The 18,606-nt window shown below is 71.3% G+C and carries 22 protein-coding genes; 8 read left to right on the top strand and 14 right to left on the bottom strand.

Annotated features, from left to right (window positions below):
• The first annotated feature begins 112 nt into the window (after nucleotides 1-112).
• On the top strand, nucleotides 113-2,413 hold the full coding sequence (locus M2283_RS24030) for a glycoside hydrolase family 3 N-terminal domain-containing protein (RefSeq protein ID WP_280878417.1): 2,301 nt from the start codon (nucleotides 113-115) through the stop codon (nucleotides 2,411-2,413).
• On the opposite strand, the gene M2283_RS24035 is transcribed toward M2283_RS24030, so the two are convergent.
• Complete coding sequence (locus M2283_RS24035; RefSeq protein ID WP_280878418.1) at nucleotides 2,414-2,599, bottom strand: DUF397 domain-containing protein; 186 nt, start codon at nucleotides 2,597-2,599, stop codon at nucleotides 2,414-2,416. It abuts the gene before it with no gap.
• Nucleotides 2,596-3,429 (bottom strand): helix-turn-helix domain-containing protein, encoded by an 834-nt coding sequence (locus M2283_RS24040; protein WP_280878419.1) that lies wholly within the window; start codon nucleotides 3,427-3,429, stop codon nucleotides 2,596-2,598. The genes M2283_RS24035 and M2283_RS24040 overlap by 4 nt, the downstream gene beginning before the upstream one ends.
• An 86-nt stretch (nucleotides 3,430-3,515) precedes the next feature.
• On the opposite strand from M2283_RS24040, the gene M2283_RS24045 reads away from it, so the two are divergent.
• From M2283_RS24045 to M2283_RS24060, 4 genes are all read left to right on the top strand, one after another.
• Complete coding sequence (locus M2283_RS24045) at nucleotides 3,516-3,734, top strand: hypothetical protein (protein ID WP_280878420.1); 219 nt, start codon at nucleotides 3,516-3,518, stop codon at nucleotides 3,732-3,734.
• Nucleotides 3,734-4,072 (top strand): hypothetical protein, encoded by a 339-nt coding sequence (locus tag M2283_RS24050; protein ID WP_280878421.1) that lies wholly within the window; start codon nucleotides 3,734-3,736, stop codon nucleotides 4,070-4,072. The genes M2283_RS24045 and M2283_RS24050 overlap by 1 nt, the downstream gene beginning before the upstream one ends.
• Nucleotides 4,069-4,710: a TetR/AcrR family transcriptional regulator gene (locus M2283_RS24055; RefSeq protein WP_280878422.1), complete on the top strand. Its 642-nt coding sequence runs from the start codon at nucleotides 4,069-4,071 to the stop codon at nucleotides 4,708-4,710. Before M2283_RS24050 ends, M2283_RS24055 begins: the two co-directional genes overlap by 4 nt.
• Before the next feature lie 95 nt (nucleotides 4,711-4,805).
• Complete coding sequence (locus M2283_RS24060) at nucleotides 4,806-5,321, top strand: hypothetical protein (protein ID WP_280878423.1); 516 nt, start codon at nucleotides 4,806-4,808, stop codon at nucleotides 5,319-5,321.
• Here the strand turns inward: M2283_RS24060 and M2283_RS24065 are convergent.
• The 4 genes from M2283_RS24065 to tsaB are packed head-to-tail and all read right to left on the bottom strand — an operon-like array spanning nucleotide 5,272 to nucleotide 7,784.
• The gene (locus tag M2283_RS24065; RefSeq protein ID WP_280878424.1) at nucleotides 5,272-5,529 is read right to left on the bottom strand and encodes a hypothetical protein; all 258 of its coding nucleotides are present in this window, start codon (nucleotides 5,527-5,529) and stop codon (nucleotides 5,272-5,274) included. The two genes, M2283_RS24060 and M2283_RS24065, sit on opposite strands and share 50 nt — an antisense overlap.
• Nucleotides 5,526-6,632, bottom strand: a complete 1,107-nt coding sequence (gene tsaD, locus M2283_RS24070) for a tRNA (adenosine(37)-N6)-threonylcarbamoyltransferase complex transferase subunit TsaD (protein ID WP_280878425.1) — start codon at nucleotides 6,630-6,632, stop codon at nucleotides 5,526-5,528. The genes M2283_RS24065 and tsaD overlap by 4 nt, the downstream gene beginning before the upstream one ends.
• The gene (rimI, locus tag M2283_RS24075; RefSeq protein ID WP_280878426.1) at nucleotides 6,625-7,131 is read right to left on the bottom strand and encodes a ribosomal protein S18-alanine N-acetyltransferase; all 507 of its coding nucleotides are present in this window, start codon (nucleotides 7,129-7,131) and stop codon (nucleotides 6,625-6,627) included. The genes tsaD and rimI overlap by 8 nt, the downstream gene beginning before the upstream one ends.
• Nucleotides 7,128-7,784 carry a tRNA (adenosine(37)-N6)-threonylcarbamoyltransferase complex dimerization subunit type 1 TsaB gene (tsaB, locus tag M2283_RS24080; protein WP_280878427.1) on the bottom strand — a complete coding sequence of 219 codons (657 nt, stop codon included), beginning with the start codon at nucleotides 7,782-7,784 and terminating at the stop codon, nucleotides 7,128-7,130. The genes rimI and tsaB overlap by 4 nt, the downstream gene beginning before the upstream one ends.
• A gap of 181 nt (nucleotides 7,785-7,965) precedes the next feature.
• On the opposite strand from tsaB, the gene M2283_RS24085 reads away from it, so the two are divergent.
• On the top strand, nucleotides 7,966-8,523 hold the full coding sequence (locus tag M2283_RS24085) for a hypothetical protein (RefSeq protein ID WP_280878728.1): 558 nt from the start codon (nucleotides 7,966-7,968) through the stop codon (nucleotides 8,521-8,523).
• A 4-nt stretch (nucleotides 8,524-8,527) separates the two neighbouring features.
• Here M2283_RS24085 and M2283_RS24090 read toward each other — a convergent pair whose 3' ends face one another.
• The 4 genes from M2283_RS24090 to alr form a co-directional block, all read right to left on the bottom strand.
• Nucleotides 8,528-8,701: a hypothetical protein gene (locus M2283_RS24090; protein WP_280878428.1), complete on the bottom strand. Its 174-nt coding sequence runs from the start codon at nucleotides 8,699-8,701 to the stop codon at nucleotides 8,528-8,530.
• A 178-nt stretch (nucleotides 8,702-8,879) separates the two neighbouring features.
• Nucleotides 8,880-9,392, bottom strand: a complete 513-nt coding sequence (tsaE, locus tag M2283_RS24095; RefSeq protein ID WP_280878429.1) for a tRNA (adenosine(37)-N6)-threonylcarbamoyltransferase complex ATPase subunit type 1 TsaE — start codon at nucleotides 9,390-9,392, stop codon at nucleotides 8,880-8,882.
• Nucleotides 9,358-10,608, bottom strand: coding sequence for an alpha/beta fold hydrolase (locus tag M2283_RS24100; protein ID WP_280878430.1), 1,251 nt, complete (start codon nucleotides 10,606-10,608; stop codon nucleotides 9,358-9,360). Before M2283_RS24100 ends, tsaE begins: the two co-directional genes overlap by 35 nt.
• 191 nt (nucleotides 10,609-10,799) lie before the next feature.
• On the bottom strand, nucleotides 10,800-11,975 hold the full coding sequence (gene alr, locus M2283_RS24105; RefSeq protein ID WP_280878431.1) for an alanine racemase: 1,176 nt from the start codon (nucleotides 11,973-11,975) through the stop codon (nucleotides 10,800-10,802).
• A gap of 240 nt (nucleotides 11,976-12,215) precedes the next feature.
• Between alr and M2283_RS24110 the strand changes: the two genes are divergently transcribed.
• Nucleotides 12,216-13,193 carry a phosphotriesterase family protein gene (locus M2283_RS24110; protein WP_280878432.1) on the top strand — a complete coding sequence of 326 codons (978 nt, stop codon included), beginning with the start codon at nucleotides 12,216-12,218 and terminating at the stop codon, nucleotides 13,191-13,193.
• Nucleotides 13,194-13,210: 17 nt separating this feature from the next.
• Here M2283_RS24110 and M2283_RS24115 read toward each other — a convergent pair whose 3' ends face one another.
• The 3 genes from M2283_RS24115 to M2283_RS24125 form a co-directional block, all read right to left on the bottom strand.
• A complete protein-coding gene (locus M2283_RS24115) occupies nucleotides 13,211-14,110 on the bottom strand; it encodes a L,D-transpeptidase (RefSeq protein WP_432423116.1) in 900 nt (299 codons plus the stop codon).
• A gap of 155 nt (nucleotides 14,111-14,265) precedes the next feature.
• Nucleotides 14,266-15,705, bottom strand: a complete 1,440-nt coding sequence (locus M2283_RS24120; protein ID WP_280878434.1) for an NAD(P)H-hydrate dehydratase — start codon at nucleotides 15,703-15,705, stop codon at nucleotides 14,266-14,268.
• A 49-nt stretch (nucleotides 15,706-15,754) separates the two neighbouring features.
• On the bottom strand, nucleotides 15,755-16,126 hold the full coding sequence (locus M2283_RS24125; RefSeq protein ID WP_280878435.1) for a holo-ACP synthase: 372 nt from the start codon (nucleotides 16,124-16,126) through the stop codon (nucleotides 15,755-15,757).
• 139 nt (nucleotides 16,127-16,265) lie between these two features.
• Between M2283_RS24125 and M2283_RS24130 the strand changes: the two genes are divergently transcribed.
• The gene (locus M2283_RS24130; protein ID WP_280878436.1) at nucleotides 16,266-16,634 is read left to right on the top strand and encodes a hypothetical protein; all 369 of its coding nucleotides are present in this window, start codon (nucleotides 16,266-16,268) and stop codon (nucleotides 16,632-16,634) included.
• Nucleotides 16,635-16,720: 86 nt separating this feature from the next.
• On the opposite strand, the gene glmS is transcribed toward M2283_RS24130, so the two are convergent.
• On the bottom strand, nucleotides 16,721-18,568 hold the full coding sequence (gene glmS, locus M2283_RS24135; protein WP_280878437.1) for a glutamine--fructose-6-phosphate transaminase (isomerizing): 1,848 nt from the start codon (nucleotides 18,566-18,568) through the stop codon (nucleotides 16,721-16,723).
• Nucleotides 18,569-18,606 lie beyond the last annotated feature (38 nt).

An 18,606-nucleotide genomic window follows, 5' to 3' on the forward strand; every position in this document is an offset into this window, starting at 1 on the left:
CGCGACCTCTTGACGAACCCCTCGCACCGCCCTAGGTTCCCGGAACATTCGAGATGCATATCGAAACATTCGTGAGCGGGCCTGCCACCCACTCGACCAGAGCAGGAGTTTCATGACCACCGCCCCCTGGCGTGACCCCGCCCTGCCCGCCGCCGCCCGCGTCGACGACCTCCTCTCCCGGATGACCCTTGAGGAGAAGACCGCCCAGCTGTACGGCGTCTGGGTGGGCGCCGCCACGGACGGCGACGGAGTCGCGCCCCTGCAGAGCGAGATGACCGCCGCCTACGACTGGGACGAGCTGATCACCCACGGCCTGGGCCAGCTCACCCGCTCCTTCGGCACCGCCCCCGTCGACCCGGCCCTCGGCGCGCGGGCACTGGCCCGCGCCCAGCGCCGGATCGCCGCGGCCGGCCGCTTCGGCATCCCTGCCGTCGCCCACGAGGAGTGCCTGGCCGGCTTCACGGCCTGGGGCGCCACCGCCTACCCGGTACCGCTGGCCTGGGGCGCCACCTTCGATCCGCCCCTGGTCGAGGAGATGGCCCGCGCGATCGGCCACGACCTGCGCACGGCCGGCGTCCACCAGGGCCTCGCCCCCGTCCTGGACGTCGTACGCGACCCACGCTGGGGCCGCGTCGAGGAGACCATCGGCGAGGACCCGTACCTGGTCGGCACCGTCGGCGCGGCCTACGTCCGGGGCCTGGAGTCGGCCGGGGTCATCGCCACGCTCAAGCACTTCGCCGGGTACGCCTCCTCGGCGGGCGCCCGCAATCTCGCCCCCGTGCGCGCGGGCGTCCGCGAGTTCGCGGACATCACCCTGCCGCCCTTCGAACTGGCCCTGCGCGAGGGCGGCGCCCGTTCGGTGATGGCCGCGTACACCGACACGGACGGCGTGCCCGCCTCGGCCGACCCCGGACTGCTCACGCAACTCCTGCGCGAGGAATGGGAGTTCACCGGAACCGTGGTCGCCGACTACTTCGGCATCGGCTTCCTGCAGACCCTGCACCGGGTGGCGGGCACCCCGGCCGAGGCCGCGCACGCGGCGCTGGCCGCCGGGATCGACGTGGAGCTGCCGACGCTGAAGTGCTACGGAGAACCGCTGCTCGACGCGGTACGGGCGGGTGAGGTGCCCGAGGAGCTGATCGACCGGGCCGCTCGCCGAGTGCTGGTGCAGAAGTGCGAGTTGGGGCTGCTGGACGAGGACTGGAGCCCGGAGCCGACCGAGTCCATCGACCTCGACTCGGCCGCCAACCGCGCGATCGCCCGGCGGCTGGCCGAGGAGTCGGTGGTGCTGCTGGACAACCCGGACGGCATCCTGCCCCTCTCCCCCGACACCCGGATCGCCGTGGTCGGCCCCCGCGCCGCCGACGCGCTTGCGATGCTCGGCTGCTACTCCTTCCCGTCCCACGTGCTCACCCACCACCCCGAAGTGCCGATGGGCATCGAGATCCCGACCGTCCTGGAAGCACTGCGGGCCGAACTCCCGGACGCCAAGGTGACGTTCGCCGAGGGCTGCGGGGTGTCCGACCCGGACGACTCGGGCTTCACGGAGGCGGTGGCGCGCACCGTGGAGGCGGACGTGTGCGTGGCGGTGCTCGGCGACCGGGCGGGCCTGTTCGGGCGCGGCACGTCCGGCGAGGGCTGCGATGTGGCGGACCTGCAACTCCCGGGTATCCAGGGCGACTTGCTGGACGCGCTGGTCGCCACGGAGGTCCCGGTCGTGCTGGTCCTGCTGACCGGCCGCCCCTACGCGCTGGGCCGTTGGCAGGGCCGACTGGCCGCCGTGGTGCAGGCGTTCTTCCCCGGGGAGGAGGGCGGTCCGGCGGTCACGGGGGTGCTGTCGGGCCGCGTCAGCCCGTCCGGGCGGCTGCCGGTGAGCGTCCCCCGCGTCCCGGGCGGCCAGCCGTGGACCTACCTCCAGCCGCCCCTCGGCCTCGCGGGCGAGGTCAGCAACCTCGACCCGACTCCGCTGTATGCCTTCGGCGAGGGGCGGTCCTACACGACGTTCACCTGGGAGGACTTCGTCGGCGACCCTCAGCGGGAGATCGGCACGGACGGTACGTACGATCTCGCGCTGACCGTCCGGAACGCCGGTGAGCGGGCGGGGGCGGAGGTCGTCCAGCTGTACCTGCACGATCCGGTCGCCTCGGTGACCCGCCCTGATGTCCGCCTGATCGGTTACCAGCGCGTGGAGTTGGAGCCGGGTGAGTCTCGCCGGGTGACGTTCCACTTCCACGCGGACCTGTCGGCGTTCACCGATCGGCGGGGTGTCCGGGTGGTGGAACCGGGTGCGCTGGAGCTACGGCTGAGCGCGTCGAGCGCCGATGTGCGCCACGCGGTGCGGTTGCAACTGGGCGGCGCTGTACGAGAGTTGGACGGGTCGCGCGTGCTGCGGTGCGAGACGGAGGTGTCGTAGTCAGCGGGGTGGCTGCGCCACGAAAGCGGACCAGGCGGCGGGGGTGACGGTGAGGTGGGGGCGGGTGCGGTCTTTGGTGTCGCGGATGTGGATAGTGATGGGGGCGAGGGCGACCTCTATGCAGTTGTCACCCTGGGTGCCGCTATAGCTGGACTTGAACCACGTCAGGTCGGTGATGCCGCTCATAGCTCTCCTCTGATCCGCTCCAGCAGGCTCACCGAGTCCAGGGGGCTGAGAGCCTGTGAGCGGAGTGTCGCATAGCGGCGGTGCAGGATGGCGGCCTCTTTTGCGTCAGAGATCAACTGCCCTGTCTGCTGCCCTTCCGAGTACGCGAGATGCTTTGCATCCGGAGTCTCCAGCAGGGCCAACGGGCCATCCAGGCCCGCGTGCACCTGGCAGTCGAGCGGCATGACCTGGATCTCCACATTGCGGAGTTGCGCGTAGCCCAGCATGTGGTCCAACTGGACGCGGGCAACCTCTGCGCCGCCCAACTGCCGCCGCACGACGTGCTCGTCCACGACGAAGCTGAAGGACGTGTTGGGGCGCTCGGTAAGCATCCGTTGCCGCTCCATGCGGGCCACCGCCTGCACATCCACCTGCTCATCCGACAACGGCGGAATGCTGTTCCCGAACACCGCTCGCGCATACGGCTCGGACTGCAACAGACCCGGAACCAACCGGCATTCATACGTCGCCAGGCTCACCGCCTCCCGCTCCAGCGCGGCCCACCTCCGGAACCACGCCGCAAACCCCGGTTGCCGCCCCACCCTCCCGAACGCCTTCCGCAAGGCACCCGTGTTGCCCAGCGCCGGCTCCGCCATCTCCACGAACTGCTCGTCCGCCAACCGTCGCCCCAACTCGATGGACGCGATGGAGTGCTTGGACAGATGGACCCGCTCCCCCAACTCCTCCCGACTCATCCCCGCATGCTCCCGCAGCCCCTGCACGAACGCCCCGAACGTCCTCATGCTGTCCGACGCCTCGGGCTCACCGCCCACCTCGATGCCACCACTCATGCACACAGGGTGACGAACTCCAGCTCACCGCGCACCCGAATCGCGTAAACGGATAGATTCATCCACTTACTGCTACCGTGGGCCTCATGACACAGAGAAGAACTTGGCTCTCCCTGGGAGCCGTAGTCCTGGTGGTGAACGCTCTCCAGTGGGTCATCGCCGAAGCAGTCACCGCCGGCGCGTGGAAGACCCCGCCCTACAGCTACGGCGGCAACTACATCAGCGACCTGGGCGTACCCGACTGCGGTGTGGTGTTCCAGGGCCGTGAGATCTGCTCGCGGTCGCGCACGCGGTGGGGTTCGTGATGATCGGGACTTTCCACGGCTCCCCGGAGGGGGCGTCGTACGTGCTGGCCCTGCATCTCGTGGGGGCGTTGATCGGCGTCCTGTCCGCGAACGCGCTGGTGTTCATGGCGGGGCGGGTGAAGAACCTGGACCTGCCGAGGCCGTACCGCGTCTTCAGCATGACGGTCGGCGTGCTCGGCCCGTTGGGTGTGCTGGGCGCGGGGATCTCGGAGAGCACGGCCGGGGCGTTCGAGCGCGGCGGCGTCTACTCGTGGCTGCTGTGGAGCGTCGTGACGGGCGTTCTGCTGCTGGCAAGCAACCTGCGACGACCGGCCGTGGTGGAGAATGTCGTGGCGTGAGCGAGGACAAGGAACGACCGCTGCGCGCGGACGCGGAACGCAACCGGCGGCAGATCATGGAGACGGCCGAGCGCATGTTCGCTGAGCGGGGCTCGGTGGCCACGCTCAACGAGATCGCCCATGAGGCCGGTGTCGGGGTCGGCACGGTGTACCGCCGCTTCCCGGACCTCGTGTCACTGATGAACGCGCTGTTCGCCGAGCGGTTCACCACGTTTCTCCAGCTCGCGGAGACGGCCGCGGAGCTTGCGGAACCCGGGGAGGCGATGCGCCACTACCTGGTCGAGGCGGCGCGCTGGCGGGCCGGGGACCCGGCACTGGACGTGATCCTCGCCCACGCGGACCTGGAAGCGGCGCCTACCGCCGGGATGCGCGAGGAACTCGGCCGCCGGGTGGACGCCCTGGTCGAGCGGGCCCTGGCCGCGGGCGCGGTCCACGAGGGCTTCGCCAGCAGTGACGTGTACGCCTACCTCTACATGATCGGCGCCATCGCCGACCGCACCCACGACGTCGCCCCGGACGCCTGGCGCCGCTATGTCGACGTCCTGCTGCGGGGCTTCGGCCTGGAACCCGCGACGGAGACGCAGGCGCCCCCCGCGATGACCGACGCCCAGATTCTCGGCACCTGGCCGAAGCCCTGAGCGGAGACGCGCCGTTCCGGTGCAAGGCTGGTAGAACCGGGCACCCTGGAACTACCGTTGGGGAGATCCAGTAAACGGGGGACACGGGGGACGTGATGGGCAGGTACGTGTATCAGGAGTTGCTGGCCGCGCTGGCTTTGCTGGCCGGCATCGCCGTCGGGGTGGCGGTGGCGGTCGGCGTACGGGACGAGGAGTCGATGCGGGGCGGTGGTGTGGCCGTGACGGCCGCCCTGGCGGTCGCGTTCCTCGTCGTGTCGGCGCTGCTCAGGTCGAGCCGGCTCAAGTGGGTCGGTGAGGTACGGGAGTTCGAGGCCGCGGTGCCGAGGCCGGGGGCCGGCGCGATGCCGCTCGACCGCGCCTACTACGTGCGGATGGCCGGCCTGTTCGCGCTCGCCGCCGTGTTCACCTCGTACCTCGGGGACGCGGTGGTCGTCCCGCTGGTGATGGCCCTGGACTGGCTCACCAAGGGTGTGGTGGGCGCCCGTTGGGAGCGCAGGAACGGGCGGGTGCTGTGGCGCGGGCACAACAGGGACGAGCCGTGGAAGCTGTCGTACTCCTCCGTCAGTCCGACCCCAGCGACTCGAACCGCCACCGATGGACCGGCCGTGTGACCAACTCGCCGTCCGGCTCCGGGAGTTCGGGCAGCTCGGCGTCGTAGGCCGCGTCCCACCAGGTGATGACGAGGACGCGGTCCTGCGGGCCCCGGAAGGACTCCCGGCGCACGGGCGTCAGGGGCAGCTCCAACTCCCGCGCCCAGGCCAGCAGTTCGGCGCCCCGCCCCTCGACGGCCCGCGCCTCCCACATCAACGCGACGGTCACGAGTACAGGTTCTCCTTGCTGACCTCGTGCACGTGATCGTGGTCATGCGAGTGCCCCGGCACATGCGGCTCGGTCACCGGCAGCGAGGAGTCCGCCGAGAGGTCCCAGTCGGAGGGGGCGCGGCCCCGCGCGACCATCTCCGCGCCGAGGGCGGCGACCATCGCGCCGTTGTCGGTGCACAACTTGGGCCGCGGCACCCGGAGTCGGATGCCGGCCGCCTCGCAGCGCTCCTGGGCCAGCGCGCGCAGCCGCGAGTTGGCGGCCACGCCGCCGCCGATCATCAGGTGGTCGACGCCCTCGTCCTTGCAGGCCCGCACCGCCTTGCGGGTCAGTACGTCCACCACGGCCTCCTGGAAGGACGCGGACACGTCCCGCACCGGCACGTCCTCACCGGCTGCCCGCTTGGCCTCGATCCACCGGGCCACGGACGTCTTGAGCCCGGAGAAGGAGAAGTCGTAGGCGGAGTCGCGCGGCCCGGTGAGCCCGCGCGGGAACGCGATCGCCTTCGGGTCGCCCTCCTTCGCGTACCGGTCGATGACCGGGCCGCCGGGGAAGCCGAGGTTGAGCACGCGGGCGATCTTGTCGAAGGCCTCGCCCGCCGCGTCGTCGATGGTCGCGCCGAGCGGGCGGACGTCGGAGGTGATATCGGTCGACAGCAGCAGCGAGGAGTGCCCGCCGGACACCAGCAGCGCCATCGTCGGCTCGGGCAGCGGGCCGTGCTCCAACTGGTCCACGCAGATGTGGGAGGCCAGGTGGTTGACGCCGTAGAGGGGCTTGCCGAGCGCGTAGGCGTATGCCTTGGCGGCGGTGACGCCGACCAGGAGGGCGCCGGCGAGACCGGGACCGGCGGTGACCGAGATGCCGTCCAGGTCCTTCGCGCTCACCCCCGCGTCCTTCAGCGCGCGCTCGATCGTCGGCACCATCGCCTCAAGGTGGGCACGGGAGGCCACTTCGGGCACGACCCCGCCGAAGCGGGCGTGCTCGTCGACGCTGGAGGCGACGGCGTCGGCGAGCAGCGTGGTGCCGCGCACGATGCCGACGCCGGTCTCGTCGCAGGAGGTCTCGATGCCGAGGACGAGCGGCTCGTCCCGGGTGTCAGCCATTGATCTCGGTTCCTCGCACTGTCGTGGGGTCGGTCAGACGCATCACGAGCGCGTCCACATTGCCGGGCTGGTAGTAGCCGCGGCGGAATCCGATGGCCTCGAAGCCGAAGCGCTCGTACAGCTTCTGGGCGCGGATGTTGTCGATGCGGCACTCCAGCATCACTTCGGCGCACTCGAAGGACGTCGCCGCCCGCAGCAGTTCGGTGAGGATCAGCGCGCCGAGGCCGGTGCCCCAGTGGTCGCGGGCGACCGCGATGGTCTGGACGTCACCGAGGTCACCGGAGGCGGCGAGGCCGCCGTACCCGATCATCCGGCCGGCGCCGTTCTCGGCGACGACATAGCGGCGGGTCGCCTCGGCGCCGCGCGCGTGGGCCAGTTCGGACCAGAACATGCCCCGGGACCAGGTGTCCTCGGGGAAGAGTTCCTTCTCCAGCTCCAGCACGGAGTCGATGTCCCACCAGCGCATCTCGCGCAGTCGAGGTGTCGCGGGTGTGGTCACTTGGGGGTGACCACCTTGTAGTTCTTGGGGACCTGGGCATCGGGCCGGCGCAGATACAGCGGCCGTGGCGCGGGCAGTTCCTCGCCGGCCGCCAGTCTCTCGGCGGCCAGCCCCGCCAGCGCGGCGGCCGACACGTGCTCCGGCTCGTACGCGCGCGGGAAGGTCTCGGGGTACAGCAGCGCGCCCGCGCCGACGGCCGGCAGTCCGGCCACCCGCTCCGCGATCTCGGCGGGCCGGTCCACGGCGGGGTCGGTCAGCCGGGTGCGGGAGTCGGCGTAGGTCGCCCAGTAGACCTCTTTGCGCCGGGCATCGGTCGCGACGACGAAGGGCCCCTCGTCGACATCGGCGGCGTACGCGAGACCGTCCAGCGTGCACAGTCCGTGCACGGGGACGCCGAGCGCGAGCCCGAACGTGTCGGCGGTCATCAGCCCGACGCGCAGGCCCGTGTACGGACCGGGCCCGATCCCTACGACGATCCCGGTGACGGCGTCGAGCTTCAGTCCGGCGTCGGCGAGCACACGGTCGACGGCCGGCAGCAGCAGCTCCCCGTGCCGACGCGCGTCCACCTGGCTCGACGAGGCGATGACGTCCGTGCCGTCGTGCAGCGCGACGGTGACGGCAGGGGTGGCGGTATCCAGAGCGAGCAAGAGCACACAAACAGCCTACGGCTCCCCACGCCCCCTGTCGGACGCACCGGCCGGACGCCCCGATCGCGCAGGAGGTCCGCCCGAAAGGGCCCGTGTCCCCGGCGGCGACGGCCCGGAGGGGCGGGTGCGGACTGCTACGGTCGCCCGGGAGTACGGCGTACGACGTGAATGGCTGAGGTGGGCGACGGTGGCAGGCGGCAGCTCCGGGTTCGTGTTGGGACTCACCACGGCGGCGCTCGCGTCGGTCGGTTTCCTCGCCTACCAGGCGTCCGCGAGCGTCCCGGCCGACCTGGCGGGCCCGCAGAAGAGCGGCAAGCCCTCGGTGGCCGCGTCGAAGGCGCCCCGCGACAAGAAGAACCCCGTGGCCCTGCCCGCCGGCTCCGGCACGGGCGAGCGGGTCGTGTACTCGGTGGACGACGACCGGGTGTGGCTGGTCGGCGCGCACGACAAGGTCAAGCGCACCTTCAAGGTCACCCCGGGCCGTATCGACCCGTCCCTGGGGAGCTACGCGGTCACGTCCCGTTCGAACGCCATCACCGGCACGGACGGCACCCCCATCGAACACGTGGTGCGCTTCGCCACGGCGGACGGCGTGGCCATCGGCTTCAGCGCGGCCGTGGAGAACGCGGCGAGCCCGACCCCCGGCGCGAACGTGCGCACCGGCGGCATCCGCGAGTCCCGCGCGGACGGCGACGCGATGTGGATGTTCGCGACGATCGGCCAGCCGGTCGTGGTGATCCGCTGAGCGGTCAGGCTGCCTTGCGGTGCTCGGCCGGCGGCTGAGCCACCTCGGGGTCCGGCAGGCGCGGCGGCGTGGAGACGGCCCGCGCCGCGGCGCACGAGGCCAGCAGGTCCCGCATGGACACCCCGGACGCCCGGCGCGCCGACGCCTCGTCCTGTTCCATTCGTTCCGTGACCGCCATGGACGCCTCCTGAGCTCGGGGGCGGACGTAGTTAGGCAGACCTAACTACGGATTGGGTACCATGTGACCACGTACGAGACATCGAACGCAATATCTTGCCGACGCGTTGTCGGAACCTTCATCAAAACCGACCATCGGCCACCGTCGGACCGGCAGGGCTCTCAGGCACACCGCACGCTCAGGCGGACAGCACACCGAGGTCCGCGGCAGCCCACCGCTCCCCCAGCCCCGTCACCGTCACGTGCCGTACCTCGTCCGTGGTGTCCCCGACGGCGCGGTGGATCACGATGTCGAGCCGGTCGTCGGTCAGCTCCTCGACCTTGCCCTCGCCCCACTCCACGACGATCACCGAGTCGGACAGCGAGACGTCGAGGTCGAGGTCCTCCATCTCGTCGAGCCCGCCGCCCAGGCGATACGCGTCGACGTGGACGAGCGGCGGCCCCTCGCCCAGCGACGGATGCACGCGCGCGATCACGAACGTCGGCGAGGTGACCGCGCCCCGCACCCCGAGCCCCTCGCCGAGTCCCCGGGTGAGCGTCGTCTTGCCCGCGCCGAGCTCCCCGTTGAGCATCACGAGGTCACCGGCGCGCAGCAGTTTCGCCAGGCGGCGGCCCAACTCCCGCATCTGGTCGGGGGAGGTGACGGTCAGTTCGGTCTCAGCCCGGCTGTGCGGTGCCGCTGGTGCTTCCATAGCCACCCACGGTAGCTCCTGCGGGCACGGCGCCCGCGCGGGTCAGCAGGTCCGCGAGCCGGTCGGTGACCACCTCGGGGTGCTCCAGCATGACCAGGTGCCCGGCGTCCGGGACCAGCACCAGCTCGGCGTCCGGCAGCAGGTCGGCGATGGCCTCGCTGTGCTCGCTGGGCGTCACCAGGTCCTTGACGCCGGCCAGCACCAGCACCGGCAGGTCCTTGAAGTGGGCAAGGGCCAGGGTCTTGTCGTGGTCGGTGAAGGCCGGGTAGAACTCGGCGACCACGTCGATCGGCGTGGACTCGATCATCCGCTCGGCGAACCGCGCGATCGCCGGGTCGACGTCCCGCGAGGCGAACGAGTACCGCTTGATGATCCCGGCGAACAGATCGGCGGTGGCCCGCCGCCCCTTCTCCACCAGCGCGGCCTGCGTGCCCAGCGCCTTCAGCACGCCCGGCAGGATCCGCCGCACCGCGTTGACCCCGGCCACCGGCAGCCCGAAGTTGACCTCGCCGAGCCGCCCGGACGACGTACCGACGAGCCCGACGCCGACGACACGGTCGCGGATCAGGTCGGGGAACTGGTCGGCCAGGGCCATCACCGTCATGCCGCCCATGGAGTGCCCGACCAGCACGATCGGCCCCTCGGGCACGGCCGCGTCGAGCACGGCCTTCAGATCGCGGCCCAGCTCGTCGATGGTGACCGGCACGCCGTCCTGATGCTGCTGCACGCCCCGCCCGGACCGGCCGTGGCTGCGCTGATCCCAGTACACGGCGCGTACGACACCGCGCAGGGCGGCACGCTGGAAGTGCCAGGAGTCCTGGCTGAGGCAGTAGCCGTGGCTGAAGACGACGGTGACGGGGGCGGGCGCCTTGCGGCCGAACAGCCGGCGCCGGCGCGGACCGATCGACGGCACGGCCTCGGGGTCGACGTCGTCGACCTCGTAGTACAGCTCGGTGCCGTCCTCGGCGTACGCCCTGCCGGGCATGCCGCGCAGACCGCCATACGGTCCCGTCGAGTCGAGGGCGAGTTTGGCCTTCTCGCGCATGCCGCGGCCGACCGTGAGCCGCTCGATGGCGACGCCTGCCGCCGCGCCGGCGGCGATCACGCCTATCGCGGCGCCCGCGATCCCGGTCGCCCGGCGCCAGTTGCCGCCCGCCGCCGTGGCGGAGGCTACGGCTGCGACGGCCCCGACGGCCTCCGCACTGCTCTCGCTCACGTGTACTGCTCCTCTTTCGCCGGACTGCTTGCTGTTCGCTGGATCGGGTGATGCGGGTGATGCCCGTAATGCAGGTGATACCCGGGATGCCGGTGGTGCCCCAGTGACAGATGCCACCGGTGAGGTGCCCTCCGAGGGGTTACCCCACTTGTTCCCGGTTCACGGCTGGTTCCTCATTCAAGTAGTCGCATTCACGGAGACGCATTCACATAGACGCGAGGAACGCGCGTTCCGATGCGCGTGACGATCTCGTACGCGATGGTGCCCGCGGCCTGCGCCCAGTCCTCGGCGGTGGGCTCGCCCCGGTCGCCGGGTCCGAACAGCACCGCCTCCGTGCCGGGCGGCGGCTCGTCCCCGCCGAGGTCGACGACGAACTGGTCCATCGCGACCCGCCCCGCGACCGTCCGCCACTTGCCGTCGACCAGGACGGGACCGGTGCCGGAGGCGTGCCGCGGGATGCCGTCCGCGTAGCCGACGGGCACGAGGCCGAGGGTCGTCTCGCCGGGGGTGGTGTAGTGATGCCCGTAACTGACGCCGTGGCCCCCGGGGACGCGCTTCACGAGGGCGATGTTCGCCGCGAGCGTCATCACCGGGCGCAGTCCGAAGTCGGCCGGGGTGCCGACCTCCGGGCTGGGCGAGATGCCGTAGACGGCGATCCCGGTGCGGACGAGGTCGAAGTGGGCCTCGGGGAGCGTGAGCGTGGCGGGCGAGTTGGCGATGTGCCGCACCTCGGGGCGCACGCCCTGGCCCTCGGCGTACGCGAGCATCTCCCGGAAGAGGGTGAGCTGGGCGGCGATGGAGGGGTGCCCCGGCTCGTCGGCGCAGGCGAAGTGGGACCAGAGCCCGGTGACGTGGACCAGTCCTTCCGCCTCCGCGCGCAGGGCCTCGCCCACCAACTCGGCCCAGTCGTCGCCCGGTTGACACCCGTTCCGCCCGAGCCCGGTGTCGGCCTTGAGCTGCACGCACGCGGGGATGCCGGCGGCGCGGGCGGCCGCGGTGACCTCCTCCAGCGCCCACATACCGCTCACGGAGACGTCGATGTCGGCCTCGACGGCCTCCCGCCAGGGCCCGCCGGGAGTCCACAGCCAGCACATGATCCGAACCCGCTCGGGCGTGAGCCCACCGGCCCGCCGCAGCGCAAGCGCCTCCTCGGGCGTCGCCGTGCCGAGCCAGCCGGCCCCCGCCTCGACGGCCGCGCGGGCGCACGGCACCGCCCCATGGCCGTACGCCTCGGACTTCACGACGGCCATGAGCTGCGCACCGGGCGCGAGGGCGCGCAGGGCCCGCACATTGGCCCGCAGGGCGGCCAGATCGATCTCGGCACGGGCGCGAAGGGGTGCGGTCGGGGCGGTGGCTGTCTCATTCATGGCGTCCCCAGTCTCTCAGAGGGGTGCGACAACACCGGGGACACACCCGGTGGTCCGGCGCGAGGGCGCTTCCGCATTCCTTTCCCGGAGCGCGCGTCCCCGGGAAAGGAATGCGCGCCGGCGCGAAAGACGGCGTCGCCGGGCCGCTGCGAGAGTCGTGAACGTCGAGCACATCAGGGCACCTCCACGCTGCCCCGGCACATCACCGCACCCCACCGCACATCACGTCTAAGGATCCGCATGCCCTCGTCTCCGGAAGTACAGACCGTCCGCGGCCCCGTAGCGGCAAGCGACCTCGGCACCGTCCTGATGCACGAGCACGTCTTCGTCCTCACCGAGGAACTCCGGCAGAGCCTGCCTGAGACCTGGGACGAGCAGGAGCGGATCGCCGACGCGGTGACCCGGCTGAAGGCCCTGGCCGCGACCGGCGTCACCACGATCGTCGATCCCACCGTCATCGGGCTCGGCCGCAACGTCGCGCGCGTGGCCGAGGTGAACGCGCAGGTCGACCTCGACATCGTCGCGGCGACCGGCGTGTACACGCTCACCGACGTCCCCCACTTCTTCCAGTACCACGGGCCCGGCACGATCCTCGGCGGCCCCGAGGCGATGACCGAGCTGTTCGTGCGCGAACTCACCGTGGGCATCGCGGACACCGGCATCAGGGCCGCGTTCCTCAAGTGCGCGATCGAGAACGAACTCACCCCGGGCGTCGAGCGGGTGATGCGCGCGGTGGCCCAGGCCCATCTGCGCACCGGCGCCCCCATCACCGTGCACACCAGCGCGCAGGCCCGCACCGGCCTGGTCGCGCAGGACATCCTGCGCAGCGAGGGCGTGGACCTCGCGGCGGTCGTCATCGGCCACAGCGGCGACACCGCCGACCTCGACTACCTGCACCGGCTCATCGACAACGGTTCGTACGTCGGCATGGACCGCTTCGGCCTCGACATCCTGCTGCCGGGCGACCAGCGGGTGGCGACCGTCGCGAAGCTCGCGGGCGAGGGCTTCGCCGACCGGATGGTGCTGTCGCACGACGCGTCCTGCCACATCGACTGGTTCCCGCCGGGCGTACGCGAGCAGATCGCGCCGAACTGGCACTACACGCACCTGCACGACGAGGTGCTCCCGGCGTTGCGCTCCGCGGGTGTGACGGAGGCACAGCTGACGACCATGCTGGTGGACAACCCGCGCCGGTACTTCACCCCGCCCACCGACTAACGCCCGCCGCCGGGGTCCTAGCTCCCGGGCCGGTGCCCCCAGACGTACACCCGGTCGCCCTTCTTCAGCACACCCCACAGCTTCCGGGCGTCGCCGAGGCGCAGGTTGACGCAGCCCCAGGACCCGGTGGTGGTGTAAATGCTGCCGTAGACGGCATGAAAGGCCTGCCCGCCGTCGAAGAACTGGGCATACGGCATGGGCGAGTTGTAGAGCGTCGACCAGTGGTTCTTGTGCTTCCAGAAGACCTTGTGCCACCCGGGCCGGGTCCGGTGTCCGGTGCGCCCGCTGCGCATCGGCACCGGCCCGAAGACGACCTTCTTGCCCTTCTGCACCCAGGTCAGCTCGCGATTGAGATCGACACAGGCGACCCGGTACGACTTCACCGGGCACAACTTCTTGGCGTTCGGATTCTTCCGGGCACCGATGAACTGCATGGTCGCCCAGGTAACGGGGCCGGCGAACCCGATGGCCGGCTTGATCTTCTGCTTCTGCTGGAACTTCCGGATGGCCTTGCAGTCGGCCACCGACTGCTTCCCGTCCGCCTTCAGCTTCAGCCACCGCTCGACCGGCCGCTGATAGGGCCCGGTCCGCTTGCTGCACGCCACCTTCGCGACGGCGTCCCCGAGCGGCACGTACTCGACGAGGTCGTACGTCCCCTCCGCGGCGTCCCGCGGCTCCACGGCGTCCTCCGCGCGCGTCGGCGTGTACACCTGCGGCGGCAACACCTGGTCGGGCGTATCGATCTGCCAGGGCTGATACGGCCCCGGAGCGACCCCGGGCACAAGCTCGGTCTCGGGTCCGGAGACGGGCGGCGCCGGGGCAGGGGGCGCGGGAGCGGGCGGCACGGGATCGGCGGCCCAGGCGGTACCGCCGGAGAGGGCGGTCACGGGAAGGGCCGTCACGACGGCCAGGACCACGGCAACACTTCGACATGCGATACGTCTGCTGATCATGCGATCAGAGAAACGCGCCCGGGGGCCGGGACCGGGGTGGCACGCGGACGGGGTCACCCATACGTAGCCGCGTACACCCCCTCATTGGTCCCTCCCGCTGGTCCCTCCCCCTGTCCCTCCTACTGGTCCCGCACATCCCGCCAAGCCCGTACGACCGCCTCCGCCACGTCATGCGCCCCCACCGGCGCCCCGTCCGACGCGAGCCTCCCGGCCAGCCCGTGCAGATACGCGGCGACGCTGCCCGCGTCCAGCGCGCTGAGCCCGGCCGCGAGCAGTGACCCGGCGAGCCCGGACAGCACGTCCCCGCTCCCGGCGGTGGCCAGCCACCCGGTGCCGGTCGAGTTCACGCGTACGGCACCGCCCGCGGCGTCGGCGATCAGCGTGGTCGACCCCTTGAGCAGGACGGTCGCCCCGTACCGCGCCGCCAGCTCCCGGGCCGACGCCAGCCGCGCCCCCTCGACCTCCTCGCGGGCCACGCCGAGCAGCGCGGCGGCCTCACCGGCGTGCGGGGTCATCAGCGTCGGCGCGGTACGGGCCCGTACGGCATCCCGGTCCGCGAGCCGCAGCCCGTCCGCGTCGATCAGCACCGGCACGTCGGCCGACACGACCTCGCCGACGACCGAGGCGTCGTCCCCGGCCCCGGGCCCGACGACCCACGCCTGTACGCGCCCGGCGTGCTTGGGCCCCTGGTCGGACACGAGCACCTCGGGGAACCGCGCGATCACCGCGTCCGCGGCCGGCCCGACGTACCGCACGGCCCCGGCACCACCCCGGAGTGCCCCGGCGACGGCAAGCACAGCCGCGCCCGGATACCGGGCCGACCCCGCCGCGATCCCGACGACACCGCGCCGGTACTTGTCGCTCTCGGCGCCGGGCACGGGCAGCAGCGCGGCCACGTCCACATGCTGCAAGGCCTCCAACCCGGGCTCTTCGGGGAGTACGTCCCCCAGCCCGATGTCGACGAGCCGCACCGACCCGGCGTACTCCCGCGCGGGATCGATCAGCAACGCCGGCTTGTGCGTCCCGAAGGTCACGGTCAGATCGGCCCGTACGGCGGCCCCGCGCACCTCCCCGGTGTCCGCCTCGACGCCACTGGGCAGATCGACGGCGACGACGGGAACGCGGGCTTCGGCGGCGAACCCGGCCAGCCGTTCGGCGTCGGGCCGCAGCCCGCCGGTGCCGCCGATCCCGACGATGCCGTCGACGACGAGGTCGGCACGGAGGACGGTCTCCTCGCCATCGGCCGGATCGACGGTGCGCCCCCCGGCCCGCCGAAACGCCGCGAGCCCTCCGGCATGGGTCCGCTCGGGAGCGAGCAGTACGGCGGCGACCCCCGCGCCCCGCCGGGCGAGCCGCGCGCCGGCGTACAGCGCGTCGCCCCCGTTGTCCCCGCTCCCGACGAGCAGAACGATCCGGCTCCCGTAGACGCGCCCGAGCAACTCGGCACAGGCGACGGCGAGCCCGGCGGCGGCGCGCTGCATCAGCGCCCCCTCGGGAAGCCGCGCCATGAGCGCCCGCTCTGCGGTCCTTACCGTCTCCACGCTGTACGCAGTACGCATGGGTCGAGTCTCTCGCGCAGGCGCGGATCAACGCACCCGGGCGGACGGATCAGCCCTCGGCGAGCACCACGGCCGACGCGACCCCCGCGTCATGGCTGAGCGACACATGCCAGGACCGCACACCCAACTCGGCCGCCTTCGCGGCGACGGTCCCCTTCACCCGCAGGCGAGGCTGCCCGCTCTCCTCGACGTACACCTCGGCGTCCGTCCACAGCAGCCCGGCCGGCGCCCCGAGCGCCTTGGCCAACGCCTCCTTGGCGGCGAAGCGTGCGGCCAGCGAGGCAACCCCCCGACGCTCCCCGCTGGGCAACAACAACTCGCTCTCCAGAAAGAGCCGTTCGGCCATCCCAGGCGTCCGCTTGAGCGACGCCGCGAACCGATCGATCTCGGCCACGTCGATACCGACCCCGATGATGCTCATGCCGAGCACCTTAAAGGCCGAGTACCTCAAGTCCCTGAAGGACCCGCGATCATGACATGCCCGCGCCCCAAGTAACGTTCCCCCTGACCCGCATCCGCGGTTGCGGACGCGAACGCACGTCAACGGGAGAACGCAAGCTATGAAGTTGAAGGCACTCGGAACCGCGGCAGCGGCCGTCGCGCTCGTCGGTACGACGCTCACCGGCGGGGTGGCCGTCGCCCAGACGACCGCCCGGCCCGCCGCCGTGTCGGCCGCCGCGCTGCCGACGGACTGCAGCAAGGTCCTGAGCCCCATCAAGCCCAAGGAAAGCGTCAACATCCGCACCAGCCCGAAGACGTCCGCCACGGCGATCGGCGTCTGGCCCAAGGGCAAGGGCGGTGCGATCTGCAACGACGGCAAGTCCTACAAGGGCGGCTCGTACACGGCCTGCGGCAAGACGAGCGATCAGTGGTACTACGGCGGCTACGGCTCCAAGACGGGCTGGGTCACGAAGACCTGCACGTACTGACCGGCGCTCGACTGCTCGACTGAAGGACCGTGCAAGGGGCGGACGGCACACAGCCGTCCGCCCCTCCCGCGCTCAAGACAACCCGCTCACTCCACCGTCACCGACTTCGCCAGGTTCCGCGGCTGATCCACCTCGTTGCCCCGCGCCGTGGCCAGTTCACACGCGAAGACCTGCAACGGCACGGTGGCCACCAGCGGTTGCAGCAAGGTCGGTGTGGCAGGGATCCGGATCAGATGGTCGGCGTACGGCACCACCGCCTCGTCCCCCTCCTCCGCGATGACGATCGTCCGCGCGCCCCGGGCCCTGATCTCCTGGATGTTGGACACGATCTTGTCGTGGAGCACGGACCGCCCCCGAGGCGACGGCACGACCACCACGACCGGCAGATCCGGCTCGATCAGAGCGATCGGCCCGTGCTTCAGCTCTCCCGCCGCGAAACCCTCCGCGTGCATGTAGGCGAGTTCCTTCAGCTTCAACGCGCCCTCCAGCGCGACCGGGTAGCCGACATGCCGGCCCAGAAACAGCACCGTGTTCTTGTCGGCGAGGGACCGCGCCAACTCCCGTACGGGCTCCATGGTCTCCAGGACCCGCTCGACCTCGCCGCCGATCTGCGCCAGGTCCCGGATGACGGCCCCGATCTCGTCGCCCCACTTGGTGCCCCGCACCTGACCGAGATACAGCGCCACCAGGTAACACGCCACCAGCTGCGTCAGAAACGCCTTCGTCGACGCGACCGCGACCTCCGGACCCGCGTGCGTGTACAGCACCGCGTCCGACTCCCGCGGAATCGTCGACCCGTTGGTGTTGCAGATGGCCAGCACCTTCGAACCCTGCTCACGGGCGTGCCGTAGCGCCATGAGCGTGTCCATGGTCTCCCCGGACTGCGAGATCGCGATCACCAACGAACGCGCCCCCAGAATCGGATCCCGGTACCGGAACTCGCTCGCCAACTCCACCTCGCACGGAATCCGCGTCCAGTGCTCGATGGCGTACTTGGCGATCAGCCCGGCGTGGAAGGCCGTACCGCACGCGACGATGACGACCTTGTCGACCTCCCGCAGCTCATGCACGGGGATCCGGACCTCGTCCAGCCTCAGCAGCCCCTCCGCGTCGATGCGGCCCAACAACGTGTCGGCGACGGCCTTCGGCTGCTCGGCGATCTCCTTGAGCATGAAGTAGTCGTAGCCGCCCTTCTCGGCGGCGGAGGCGTCCCAGTCGACGTGGTAGAAGCGGACCTCGGCCGGACTGCCGTCGAACCCGGTGACCGTCACCCCGTCCCGCCGCAGCTCCACCACCTGGTCCTGCCCCAACTCCACCGCCGACCGCGTGTGGGCGATGAACGCGGCGACGTCCGAGGCGAGAAAGGCCTCCCCCTCGCCGACACCCACCACCAACGGCGAGTTCCGCCGCGCCCCCACCACCACGTCCGGCGCGTCGGCATGGACGGCGACCAGCGTGAACGCCCCCTCAAGCCGCCGGCACACCAACCGCATCGCCTCCGCGAGATCGGCGGTCACGGAGAACTCCTCCGCCAACAGGTGCGCGACCACCTCGGTGTCCGTCTCGGAGGTCAGGTCATGGCCGCGCTCCACCAACTCGGCCCGCAGCAGCGCGAAGTTCTCGATGATCCCGTTGTGGACGACCGCGACCCGCCCCGCGTTGTCCACATGCGGATGCGCGTTCGCGTCCGTGGGCCCCCCGTGCGTGGCCCACCGGGTATGCCCGATCCCGGTCCCGCCCGCCGGCAGGGGCCGCTCCAGCAACTCCTTCTCCAGATTGACCAGCTTCCCGGCCTTCTTCGCCGACGCCAGCCCCCCGTCCGCGAGCACAGCGACCCCCGCCGAGTCGTACCCCCGGTACTCCAGCCGCTTCAGCCCGGCCATCACCACATCAAGCGCCGACTGCGACCCCACGTATCCCACGATTCCGCACATGAGCGGCAGCCTAGGCGTCGAAAGCCGCCAGAACACGG

The organism is Streptomyces pseudovenezuelae (assembly GCF_029892565.1).
Taxonomy (GTDB): domain Bacteria; phylum Actinomycetota; class Actinomycetes; order Streptomycetales; family Streptomycetaceae; genus Streptomyces; species Streptomyces pseudovenezuelae_A.